Here is a 12,041-nt window from a genome sequence, read left to right as displayed (position 1 = left end):
CTGAATGACCTCAGTTTGAGGCTCTTGGGGTGTCTAGGAAAGTAGGGGCGATTCAACCATCGCTGAGCTGGTCATGCATAAAGTCCATCGACCAGCAGTGATTCGGTTGGTCAGGGACTGCCAACGGCTCCGGCTTGGCCCGCACTAGCCGCTTCTTGGGTTTTATCCGCAGATTGAGCTCTAGCGCCCGATAGATCCGGTAGACCCGCTTGTGGTTCCAGCCAAAGCCTTTGACGTTACGCAGGTACAGGAAGCACAGTCCGAAACCCCAGTTGCGCTGGTTGGCGGTGAGGCGCAGCAGCCAGTCGGCAATCTCCTGGTTTTCATCAGCCAGCACGGGCTGATAACGGTAGCATGCTCATCCCTTTTCCCAGCAATACAGATGCCAGAGGGATAACGGCTTCTGCCCGGATATAGAGCGGAATACCCACAATTGCACTGAAGGGGATCGCCAGCGGGTTGTCAGCCCCTGCGTGGGCCGCTATCCACTCGGCAGGAATGAAACCGTAGATAAATGACCCTATCAATACCCCCAGCAACAAGTAAGGCAGCACCTCTTTGAATTGTTGCCAGGCATCGATACGCGCTTTGGCGAAGGCCGTAGGAATGACTGGATCCTGAGTCCGTGCCGCAGTGCCATCTGCGCAACAAGAGATGGTTGACGCAGCCTCAGGCAGTGAGGTACAGCAGGATACTTGAGCCTTTAGCGGTTTGACTGACTTGATAGCGTTGCTTGAGCAGCAAGTGGTTGCATTAACACTGGCAGGTTCACTTGCTGTGGCGCCACAACCTGTGCCACAGCTGGCCTCTTTGGAGTCAATGATATGACGCTCAAACCCCAGCATGTCCAACAACATACTCGCCAGTACGGAAACTCCCGCTGCAATCAAGGCATACAACATCGTCACTTTCCAGCCGAAGGTGGCCCACATCAAACCTACGATGATCGGGTTGAGCAGCGGCGAGACAAACAGGAAGGTCAGGGTCGGCCCAAAACCGGCTTTGGCAGACAAGAGCCCACGCAGCATGGAGATGGTTGAGCAACTGCAAAAAGGAGTCAATGCCCCAGTACCTTGTTCATTTTCAAACATCTGGTCAAAGCGGGAGAGCAGGGCCTGCCTGTTGGAGACTTGCAAAAGCAGCTCGCCATTCCCGCATCGACCCTGAGCCACCACATTGCCGCGCTGGTCTCGGTTGGCCTGGTCAAGCAGAATCGGGAAAGTCGTAGCCTGCTTTGCGTCTCTCAATACGAAGTGCTGGAAGAGATCATCGTATTTCTCCGCGAAGAGTGCTGCATGAACCGAATCTCTATCTGAGCAGGCCAAAAAATAGGGTATGTCCTGATCCAGTCATCCAGCTTTCCCCAAACGCTCTTCAATAGGTTTATTACTAATTTGTAATTTTTGTGACAGCTTCATGTAATGACTCAGAGTATATAGTTAGTCACGTAACTTGAGTCATAATTAAATGAGGTGGTTTATGAATATTAAAACTGGTGCATTCATGGCATGTACGCTGGTCGTCGGAAGCTTCTCCGCATTTGCTCAGGCTCCGGTGCCTTATAACGTTCGTGCTGGGCATAACATTATATATATGGATTGGAGTGCCAACGCACTTAGTACCGACACTGTGAGTGTATCTACCCTGGATGACACTAAACTGGGTACTGTAATGGCTACTCCTGGGAAGACAAAGCAACTGCAACTCCCCATGGACAAAAGTATCAACACAGTCAAAGTCAGCTACAACGGTGATGTCCATGTGATTGAACTTCAGCATGGAATGGGTAGTGGGCGAAACAGATAAAGCAAATAAAATCATTCGCTTAACGTAAGTTTGGCGCATTTTTTTCTACGCATTGAGAAAAATGACAGTATTGTAATTGTACATTGATTTCTATAATGAGCATCATCACACATCACAGCTGTGATGAAATGGAGGCGCTTATGAATGATGTTCATAGTAAAAATGGATTTAATCCTTCTATCTCAAGAAGAAAGTTTGTTAAAGGGATTGCTGCTGGCGGAGTTGTGGCATCGATTCCTATGTCAATTAACGCTAAAGAAGAACTGCCGCAAAAGGTTTACAGCTCAGTTTTAAGTGGAACAGTAATCGATCTGGTAGTTGAAGAAGTTGTTGTCAACTTTACTGGAAGTACAAGAATTGCCACGGTTGTCAATCGCTCCATACCTGCACCGACATTACGCTTAAAGGAAGGCGATGAGGTTACTCTTCGTGTTACCAATAAGCTCAGTGAGCCTACCTCTATTCATTGGCATGGTATAATACTTCCATTTGAAATGGATGGCGTGCCTGGTATTAGTTTCAATGGTATTAAACCAGGAGAGACATTCACATATAAATTCACGTTGGAACAGTCCGGTACATATTGGTATCACTCTCACTCTGGTTCTCAAGAACAGACGGGAATGTATGGCGCTTTAATTATAGAGCCAAAAGAAGGCGAGATTATATCAGCCGATAGAGATTATGTTGTTCTCTTGTCAGACTGGACAGATGAGCACCCGATGCGAATTTTATCAAAATTGAAATCGCAAAGTGATTACTATAATTTTAATCAGCCTACAGCTATCGACTTCATTAACGATGTCAGCAACAGTGGATTAAAAGTTGCCTTCACCAAACGCCAGATGTGGAATGAAATGAGAATGAATTCTACAGATTTGGCTGACTTATCCTCCGCAACTTTAACCTATCTAATGAATGGGACAACCCCTAATGGAAATTGGACTGGTGTCTTTAATAAAGGTGAGAAGATCAGACTTAGATTTATAAATGGTGCTGGAGGGTCTTTTTACGATGTCAGAATTCCAGGCATAAAAATGACGGTTGTACAAACCGATGGTGTTGATATTGAACCTATAGACGTAGATGAGTTTCGTTTCGGCCCTGGTGAAACTTACGATGTCATTGTTCAACCCATCGATAACGCCCATACGATTTTCGCACAGTCGATGGATCGTACTGGTTTTGCCCGAGGTACGTTGTCGACGGCGATTGGCCTTTCAGCTCCGATTCCTACTGTAGACAAACCTGAGCCTCTTTCAATGGAAGATATGATGGGCTCCATGGACGGAATGGATCACGGCTCCATGGCAGGTATGGATCATGGCTCAATGCCTGGTATGGCATCAGGTGCAATGCCAGCGATGGATCATAGCTCTATGGCAGGTATGGATCATGGCTCAATGCCTGGCATGGCATCGGGGGCAATGCCAGCGATGGATCATAGCTCTATGGCAGGTATGGATCATGGCTCAATGCCTGGCATGGCATCGGGGGCAATGCCAACGATGGATCATAGCTCCATGGCTGGTATGGATCATGGTTCTATGGCTGGTATGAGTAATGCTACACCGCCAAGCAAGGTTAGGCATGCCAGTACAGAGTTTGGGCCCAGTGTTGATGCGAGGGTAGATACACCAAGACGCAATCTGAATGACCCTGGTGTAGGGCTACGTAATAATGGGAGAAGAGTGCTTACGTTAGCAGACCTGAAAACTAAAGGTGGGCCCATAGATCCAAGACCAGCAGAACGCGAAATTGAACTTCATTTGACTGGAAATATGGAACGCTATACATGGTCGTTTGATGGCGTTGAGTTCGGTAAATCAACACCAATTCATTTTAATTATGGAGAAAGAGTTAGAATTACTCTCCACAATGACACCATGATGACCCATCCCATGCATTTACATGGTATGTGGAGTGAACTTGAGAATGAAGATGGCTCCTTTTTGGCAAGAAAGCACACAATACCTGTGCAGCCAGCACAACGAATTAGTTTTCTTGTGACCGCTGATGCCATTGGCCGTTGGGCTTGGCACTGTCATATTATGTTCCATATGGATGCTGGAATGTTCCGTGAAGTAGTGGTTTCTTGAGGAAATAAATAATGCTAATTCAAAGTATAGTAAAAAATGGAATATGGTTGATCAGCCTTGGGTTATTTGCTTCTCTTTCTTTTTCTGAGGAGTCAAAAGATGCTGTTAGCGGCTATCACCCTGATTTAACTGCATCTGAGGATAGCGAACAAAGAAGCCCTGATGAATATTCTGATGGACTCACACTTAGTTCAGGCCCAAGCCTTTTTGAAGGCAGAGAGCAGCTTTCCTTAGCAGATGAACATACCTTTTCTTCTCTGTTAATTGACAGGCTTGAATATTCAAATGGACGAGAGGAAAATTATGCTTCCTACAAAGCCCTTGCTTGGGTAGGGAAAGACTATCAAAAAATATGGTTTAAATCTGAAGGTGAATATAAAAATTCATTACAGGATACAGAAAACCAAGTTCTTTATGGGTATGCTACATCTGCATACTGGGACATCCTTTTTGGAGCAAGATATGATACATATCAATCTAGAAGCGATAAAGGATGGCTTGCCCTTGGCCTACAAGGATTAGCGCCATATTGGTTTGAGGTTGACTCCTCTTTATTTGTAGATCAGCATGGTCTAATGCTTTTAAGCCTAGAGGCGGAATATGACCTCTTACTTACTCAGAAATTGATACTACAGCCCCAAGCTGCAATGAATATTTACAGTAAAGATAATGATGATATGTCTGTTGGGCGAGGTATCTCAGACATCAGCACTGGCTTGCGGTTACGTTATGAAATAAGTAGGCAGTTTGCTCCTTACATAGGCGTTGAATGGAAAACTCTCGCTGGCAATACATACGATCTAGCAAAAGATCATGGGGAGAGTACATCTGATACGAGATTTATTGCAGGTGCCAGATTCTGGTTCTGATTACATAAGGAAGGTAATGTATGAAATTCAAAATGATTACTGCTGCTGTGATAGTAATTTCTACGGGTGTGATGGCTTCTGAGCAAGGTCATGACATGAACTCAATGAAGAATGGCATGAACCATGACATGAGTTCAATGAAGGGGAATCCAGCTCCTATGGGGCATGACATGGGGAGTATGGCTGGTTCCCCAGGTGTTGCCAAAGATGTGTCTAGAACCATTGACGTATCTATGGATGACACCATGCGGTTTACACCGAAAACGATATCGGTCAAACAAGGTGAAACAATCCGATTCTTTATAAAGAATAATGGAAAACTACCACATGAGTTCGTTCTCGGAACAACCTCAGAGCTCAAAGAGCATGCGGGAATGATGCAACAAATGCAAGGTATGCAGATGAAACATAGCATGCCAAACATGATCTCTCTTGCACCCAGTCAGAAGAGTGCAGTGCTATGGAAATTTGATAAAGCAGGTACAGTATCATTTGCTTGTCTTGTACCTGGGCATATGGAGGCTGGAATGCTTGGTGAAGTGGTAGTGAAATAATCCACTTTTCAAACAAAAAAAGAGGGGGCTCCCCTCTTTTTTTATTTGATTTTTTTGTGTTTTTAGTTAAAAAGTTTTGCCAATATCACAGTTTGATGATCTGCTGACACAAAAAGATCTAAATACCAATTAATGCTCGGCAGTATAACTATACTTAATATTAAGTAAAAAATACCGCATCACTCAGATAGTGTGACTTATTGGGTGAGTGAGTACAGGACGTGGTGCTGAGAGAAAATGAGTTGTCTACAGCATCTAATATTAATTGGAGGGATGTCAATGAATTCACATCACGAGCATAACCAATCTGATGAACCAGGTTTCTGGCGTTCTAGAACTGGGGTTGCTTTTATCATCATTGGTAGCGTTGCTGGTTACTTTTTGGTCACAGAACACTGGGCCCATTTCATGGGAGCCTTACCATATCTGCTTCTTCTCGCTTGCCCACTTATGCATGTATTCATGCATGGTGGACATGGTGGACATGGTGATAACCATGAAAACGGCGATCATGGTAGTGATGAAAAAAAACAAAATATACAAAAGAGCTCACCCGACCAAAATGATAAATCTGATAAAGGAGAATCCTTATGAGTAACGATTTTTCATCCTATGGATTATGGTCGCTTGTGGTACTTAATTCAGTAGTGTTTATAATGTTTATATTTAGCTTTTTCAAACCTAAGTCGGCTAGGGATTGGCGTACATTTGGATCTATATCTGCATTTATTATTGCTTTGTTTACAGAGATGTATGGATTTCCATTGACAATATATTTCCTGTCTGGCTGGTTACAAAAAAAATATCCAGAGGTTGATCTGCTCTCTCATAACTCAGGGCATCTGTGGTACACGTTTATAGGGGGTAATGGTGACCCACATTTTAATATCTTGCATATCCTAAGCTATTTTGTAATTGGTGCCGGATTTTACTTGCTTTCTAGTGCTTGGCATGTGCTCTTTTTTTCTCAAAAAATGAATAAACTCGCTATAACTGGCCCCTATTCAAAGATTCGTCATCCGCAATATGTCGCGTTTGCTATGATTATGTTTGGCTTTCTATTGCAATGGCCAACTATATTGACCCTTCTCATGTTTCCTATTCTCTTGATTATGTATAAGTACCTCGCGATCACAGAAGAGCGCGAGGTTAGGTCTATATTTGGAAAAGCATATGATGATTATGCAAATAAAACCCCGCGTTTTATACCTTCATGGAAAGTAAGGAGCTGAGTGATGAGAATTAAGAAAATTTATCCATCAGCAGTAAACGATGACTTTCATCGCCATGATGATATAGAGGAACCAACAGAATTAGGCTCGCAATACCACACCGATCCTGTTTGTGGTATGAAAATACATCAAACTGAAAAATATGTTAAATATGATGGTGGGCTATATTATTTTTGTAGTGATAAGTGTTTTATTGCCTTTAATAAAAATCCAGAAACTTATGTAAGAACGGATGCGAAGCCTTCCGTATCTACCAGTGAATCTACTGCGCACCAAGCCCAGAAAGGCAGTGACAAAGAAGTCATATATATATGCCCAATGCATCCTGAAGTCAGAGTTAACAAGCCTGGTAATTGTCCTAAATGTGGTATGGCTCTTGAACCTGAAAAGCCTCAGTTTGAAGATGAGGATAAAAGTGATTCTGAACTTTATATTTTCCAGTATCGGTTTTGGTTAACCTTGCCATTAACTATTGTTGTAACACTATTAGCAATGCTTGGTCATAAATTAGCATTTTTTAGCATGAATACTCAGAGTTGGGTTGAGCTGGTGCTATCCTTACCCGTAGTATTATGGGCTGCATCACCATTCTTTGAACGATGGTGGCAATCTATAGTAACTTTCAATCCTAATATGTGGACATTAATCGGAACTGGAACTGGTGCTGCATTTATTTATAGTATCATTGCCACAATATTACCAGATATATTCCCTGTGTCGTTTCAGTCAATGGGACGGGTTGCTGTCTATTTTGAAGCGGCAGATGTCATCATCTCACTGACGCTGCTAGGTCAAATCATGGAGTTAAAAGCTCGCTCAAAAACCTCTGAGGCGATTCGGTTGTTAATAGGACTAGCTCCAAAAACTGCCCGTATAATATATCCAGATAGAAGCGAACGAGATATTCCACTTTCCCAAGTTCAGGTGGGAGACATTTTACGTATCCGACCTGGTGAAAAAGTTCCTGTGGATGGGGTCGTTGTTGATGGTATCAGTACAATTGACGAGTCAATGCTGACAGGAGAGCCTATTCCGGTAAGTAAAAAACGAGGTGATAAAGTAATCGGAGCAACGTTGAATACAACAGGATCTCTTACCATGAGTTCAGAAAAAGTGGGTTCACAAACCATGCTGGCTCAAATCGTTAATATGGTTGTGCAAGCACAGCGTTCCAAGGCCCCAATGCAGGGAATGGCTGATAAAATAGCAGGTAATTTTGTTGTTGTTGTTGTACTCATTGCCATAACCACGTTCTTCACTTGGGGTTTTTTGGGGGCCACAACAGGCTGGCAGTATGGTTTACTGAATGCGGTTGCTGTATTAATAATTGCTTGTCCTTGTGCATTAGGCTTGGCAACACCGATGTCAATTATGGTAGCGACTGGTAAAGGTGCAACACAAGGAATATTATTTAGAGATGCAGCTGCGATAGAAAATTTCAGGAAGGTCGATATATTGATTGTCGATAAAACTGGTACGCTTACCGCAGGTCATCCTATATTTGAACAAGCCATATCAGTAAACGGCTTAGAAAATGATGAAATACTGAGATTAGCTGCCAGTTTAGATCAAGGAAGTGAGCACCCATTAGCACAAGCAATTGTCACAGCAGCGAAAGATAGATTCTTGACTCTGCATCATGTCAGCGATTTTGAAACCATTCCAGGGAATGGTGTAAAAGGTATCGTAGCTGAAAAGTTCCTTTTACTGGGTAATGCATCTTTGATGGAGCAAGAGGGAATAAGTACACAGGCAGTGAAGGATGATGCAGATCGATTACGTCACGAAGGTGCTAGTGTGATGTTCCTGGCAGTAAATCTTACCATCGTTGGCTTGCTAGTCATAAGTGACCCAATAAAATCATCCACACAGGAAGCTTTGGATGCATTGAAAAAAAGTGGGGTAACTGTAATTATGGCTACTGGCGATAGTCTATCTACAGCTAGGGCTGTGGGGGGTAAGCTCGGTATTAGCGAAATATATGGCGATGTTAAACCTTCAGAGAAATTGGCTCTAGTCACCAAGTTTCAACAGATGGGGCATATTGTGGCGATGGCGGGAGATGGTATTAACGATGCCCCTGCATTAGCAAGATCTGATGTTGGTGTCGCTATGGGAACAGGTACTGATGTGGCAATTAGTAGCGCCTCCGTTACTTTAGTCAAAGGTGATTTACGAGGGATTGCATTAGCCAGAACATTATCAAACATAACGATAAAAAATATGAAACAAAATCTAGCGTTCGCTTTCATATATAATGTTTTTGGTATACCGCTTGCCGCAGGTGTATTCTATGCGTCTACGGGATTCCTGTTATCACCAATGGTCGCGGCGTTAGCTATGAGCTTAAGTTCAGTCTCGGTAATTTTGAACGCGCTGAGACTCCGTGGTATGAAGGTCACGAATGCTTGATCCTATCTGCGGAGGTTATATGTCCGCAGATGAGTCTAAATGTCACCTATCGACATTCCACGACCAAGTGGCCTTGCTAGTTAATTTTAAAACAAGGCTGCTTGCTCCCTGATCGTTTTCCTTACCCAACTGACTTACTGCCAAACGGGCATACTTAAGCCCATTATCCTGTTCATGACCTTTACCCCTGCTAGGATTTCCCCCGCCACCTGCGCATTGCCTGCCTGTAAGGAAGCCCCGTGCGTAGCTGTCACTTGGGGCTGGGGAAGTCATGACTTACTGGCTGATTTTGGCAACCATGCTCTTTAATAATGCTAGTGTCGTCCTACGTTAAATAGCTAAAAGCTATTTGGCTGGGAATAATAAATAAAATGAAATATAATCACCACTTAATTTGTTCCATGCCTTCCCTCCATTAACTTCGGTTATCGATTTAACAATCGATAGACCCAGTCCGACACTATCGTTATTGCTAGATCTTGATAAATCTGCCCTATAAAATCGGTCAAACATTCTCAAAGAGTCATCGTAAGATATACCTTTGCATTTGTTCTTTATTTCAACAATAGAATTATTTCCTTCATCGTTTGATATCGAGATGCTAATGACAGAGTTACTCTCTGAGTATTTTATTGCGTTAGATATCAGATTGGATATCGAACGACGAAACATTATTTTGTCAGCAAATACAAGCTTATTAGTATTTGCAACGTTAAACGTAAGGCTTTTTTCTTCTGCTAAATACATAAAGAAATCTAAAATAGAAGAAAGTTCATTCTCTGAATCTAAAAATTCTTTATTTGCAGAAATCAAACCTTTGTCTGACCTGGCAATCCACAGCATATCGCTAACCATCTTTGCCAAACGCTCAAGCTCTTCCAGAATTGAATATAGGAACTCTTTATATTCGGAGATGCTCCTGTCTTGATTTAACCCAACTTGAGCCTGCATGATTATATTGGTTAATGGGGTTCTTAGTTCATGCGCTACATCATCTGAAAAATCAGATAACTTAACGAAACTATTGTTTAGTTTAGATAGCATGGTATTGAATGAGTCAACCAACTCCCTTAACTCTCTCGGATATTGGTTGGGTTCTAATGTTGAGCTCAACTGTTCAGCCTGAATAGTCGACATATGTTTGCTTAATATATAAATAGGTTTGTGGCCTTGCCTTATACCCAAGTATGTAGACAATATTATGATCGCCCAAACACCAAAGACTATGATTAATAGCTGCATCCTAAAGTCAGACAAAAAATGAGAGTGAACACTTGAGTCTAAATAGAACACGACTGAATAGGAGTTATCATTTTTTTTAAAATTAATGTTTTTACTGAGATATTTATGTGGAGCGGAAGTGTCAGTTTCAGATACATGAATTAGTGTATTGCTGAACTTTCTCAAATTAAAGCTGTCTCGTTCACTCCTATATATATTTTTACCATCTTTTAATATCTCGATATAAAAATTAGAGTCAGGATTGATTGTATCCCAATTGATAATTCTTTGAACTGCATCTATGCGCTTTGAAAACTGCTCGATAATAATCGTTTTGTTATCTATCGTTTCATTATCAAGGTCTAAGAAATGATTTTTGATAGATGTCTCTACCAAAAATAACAAGGAAATCATACTGATCGTTATGGCGACAGAAACAAAAAGCATAGCACGTATAGTTATAGGCATGTTACTCTTCATCGCCAGCACCTTCTAATTTATATCCCATTCCTCGAATAGTATGAATTAATTTTATTTGATAATCATCATCAACCTTGGCTCTTAATCTTCTGATTGCAACATCTATTACATTTGTATCGCTGTCAAAATTCATATCCCATACCAAAGAGGCAATTAATGAGCGAGGTAATACTTCACCATGCCGCCGAGCTAATAACTCAAGTAATAGATATTCTTTAGGGGTGAGATGTATTTTTTTACCCGACCGCTTAACTGTTCTTGATTTGATGTTTATAATCAAATCTGAAATTGATATAACCTCTTCAATATGATTGTCTTTGGATCGCCTAAGAAGGTTTTTTATTCTGGCTAGTAGTTCAGTGAATGCAAATGGTTTTGAAAGATAATCATCAGCTCCAGACTCTAGCCCCTTTACTCTATCTCCGACACCATCTTTTGCCGTCAGGAACATGACAGGTACTTGAATGTTTATATTTCTAATTTCCTCAAGAAGCTGCCATCCGTTAATCCCAGGTAACATAATATCTAGTATTATTAAGTCAAATTCATGGCTAAGTATATAAAAGCGACCATCAATTCCATTTGTGGCGAGAGTAACAATGTAGCCTGACTCAGTGAGTCCTTTCTTTAAATACTCACCTATCTTTGGCTCATCTTCAACAACTAAAATATTCATTATGTTCTCCAATATGCAGTATTAAGATAGTCAGTAGTCTATGCTACTACATACACTAAAAAATAAAAAAAATCCAGCTGCATCAAGAGTTTCAATGAAGGTTATATCGAAATTATAAAATCTAGAATGATTATTTTTAATGTTTAAAAAACGGCCAGCATAAGCTGGCCGTTTTTTACATGTGGAAGATCTTAACGGTTACTACCGCTTCCCATACCATGCGGGAGAGAGACGTTATGAATGGTTCCTTTATAGTCCACGATAACTTCTTTAATATTTTTATCAGAAGGAAGTGTTAACTGCTTGGTCTTACCAGGGAGAGCCTTCACAACGCCCAGTTTCGTGCCATCGGGGGTGGATACGTCCACGGAGTCAGTAGGCAATGCAGATATTTTCCATTCTACATAGACTACTCCATGCCCTGCTCTAAGATCGAAAGGCATTGGGGCATTAGCGAAAGCCGCTGAACTACTAATCAACATGGTGAGCGCAGCTAAGATGGTCTTGATTTTCATTGGATTACCTCATTTCGTTGTTATTGCACGGTTATCGCTAATCACTATATACAATCAACATTACATGCTGCTGTCAGCAAGATTACATTACCGTAAGGATATAGATCTTTAAGAGGGCAAGTATGTATGATTCACCCTATTGGGGTATGAGAGATGATTTTACACCACCTGGTTTTC

11 protein-coding genes and 3 pseudogenes are annotated in these 12,041 nt (G+C 41.8%); 8 read left to right on the top strand and 6 right to left on the bottom strand.

Annotated elements, in window-relative coordinates; genetic code table 11:
- Positions 1 to 55: 55 nt before the first annotated feature.
- A pseudogene (locus I6L45_RS09920) lies at positions 56 to 355 on the bottom strand (IS3 family transposase); the annotation flags it as partial.
- A pseudogene (locus I6L45_RS09915) lies at positions 327 to 1,067 on the bottom strand (permease); the annotation flags it as partial. The pseudogenes I6L45_RS09915 and I6L45_RS09920, both read right to left, overlap by 29 nt.
- Positions 1,068 to 1,073: 6 nt before the next feature.
- Here I6L45_RS09915 and I6L45_RS09910 point away from each other — a divergent pair.
- The 8 genes from I6L45_RS09910 (at position 1,074) to I6L45_RS09875 (ending at position 8,972) form a co-directional block, all read left to right on the top strand.
- Positions 1,074 to 1,316, top strand: coding sequence for a helix-turn-helix transcriptional regulator (locus I6L45_RS09910; RefSeq protein ID WP_201896806.1), 243 nt, complete (start codon positions 1,074 to 1,076; stop codon positions 1,314 to 1,316).
- A 163-nt stretch (positions 1,317 to 1,479) separates the two neighbouring features.
- Entirely contained in the window at positions 1,480 to 1,806 is a 327-nt protein-coding gene (locus I6L45_RS09905) for a hypothetical protein (protein WP_158197851.1), read from the top strand.
- 140 nt (positions 1,807 to 1,946) lie between these two features.
- Positions 1,947 to 3,905, top strand: coding sequence for a copper resistance system multicopper oxidase (locus tag I6L45_RS09900; RefSeq protein WP_080989874.1), 1,959 nt, complete (start codon positions 1,947 to 1,949; stop codon positions 3,903 to 3,905).
- Positions 3,906 to 3,916: 11 nt separating this feature from the next.
- Positions 3,917 to 4,774, top strand: a complete 858-nt coding sequence (locus tag I6L45_RS09895; RefSeq protein WP_005303868.1) for a copper resistance protein B — start codon at positions 3,917 to 3,919, stop codon at positions 4,772 to 4,774.
- 20 nt (positions 4,775 to 4,794) lie between these two features.
- Positions 4,795 to 5,328 carry a cupredoxin family protein gene (locus I6L45_RS09890; protein ID WP_005303871.1) on the top strand — a complete coding sequence of 178 codons (534 nt, stop codon included), beginning with the start codon at positions 4,795 to 4,797 and terminating at the stop codon, positions 5,326 to 5,328.
- 279 nt (positions 5,329 to 5,607) lie between these two features.
- Positions 5,608 to 5,922: a DUF2933 domain-containing protein gene (locus I6L45_RS09885; protein ID WP_111589464.1), complete on the top strand. Its 315-nt coding sequence runs from the start codon at positions 5,608 to 5,610 to the stop codon at positions 5,920 to 5,922.
- A complete protein-coding gene (locus tag I6L45_RS09880) occupies positions 5,919 to 6,560 on the top strand; it encodes an isoprenylcysteine carboxylmethyltransferase family protein (protein WP_216984099.1) in 642 nt (213 codons plus the stop codon). The genes I6L45_RS09885 and I6L45_RS09880 overlap by 4 nt, the downstream gene beginning before the upstream one ends.
- A 3-nt stretch (positions 6,561 to 6,563) precedes the next feature.
- The gene (locus I6L45_RS09875) at positions 6,564 to 8,972 is read left to right on the top strand and encodes a heavy metal translocating P-type ATPase (protein ID WP_080937942.1); all 2,409 of its coding nucleotides are present in this window, start codon (positions 6,564 to 6,566) and stop codon (positions 8,970 to 8,972) included.
- A 134-nt stretch (positions 8,973 to 9,106) separates the two neighbouring features.
- On the opposite strand, the pseudogene I6L45_RS09870 reads toward I6L45_RS09875, so the two are convergent.
- The 4 genes and pseudogenes from I6L45_RS09870 to I6L45_RS09855 form a co-directional block, all read right to left on the bottom strand.
- Positions 9,107 to 9,205: pseudogene (locus tag I6L45_RS09870) on the bottom strand (IS5/IS1182 family transposase); the annotation flags it as partial.
- A 112-nt stretch (positions 9,206 to 9,317) separates the two neighbouring features.
- Positions 9,318 to 10,673, bottom strand: a complete 1,356-nt coding sequence (locus tag I6L45_RS09865) for a heavy metal sensor histidine kinase (protein ID WP_134697285.1) — start codon at positions 10,671 to 10,673, stop codon at positions 9,318 to 9,320.
- A complete protein-coding gene (locus tag I6L45_RS09860) occupies positions 10,663 to 11,349 on the bottom strand; it encodes a heavy metal response regulator transcription factor (RefSeq protein WP_005303881.1) in 687 nt (228 codons plus the stop codon). The genes I6L45_RS09865 and I6L45_RS09860 overlap by 11 nt, the downstream gene beginning before the upstream one ends.
- Positions 11,350 to 11,540: 191 nt before the next feature.
- Complete coding sequence (locus tag I6L45_RS09855) at positions 11,541 to 11,864, bottom strand: hypothetical protein (protein ID WP_134697284.1); 324 nt, start codon at positions 11,862 to 11,864, stop codon at positions 11,541 to 11,543.
- Positions 11,865 to 12,041 lie beyond the last annotated feature (177 nt).

The organism is Aeromonas sp. FDAARGOS 1415 (genome assembly GCF_019048365.1).
Lineage (GTDB): Bacteria > Pseudomonadota > Gammaproteobacteria > Enterobacterales > Aeromonadaceae > Aeromonas > Aeromonas taiwanensis.
The sequence above is the reverse complement of the archived record's forward strand: the minus strand, read 5'-3'. Positions and strand labels throughout refer to the sequence as shown.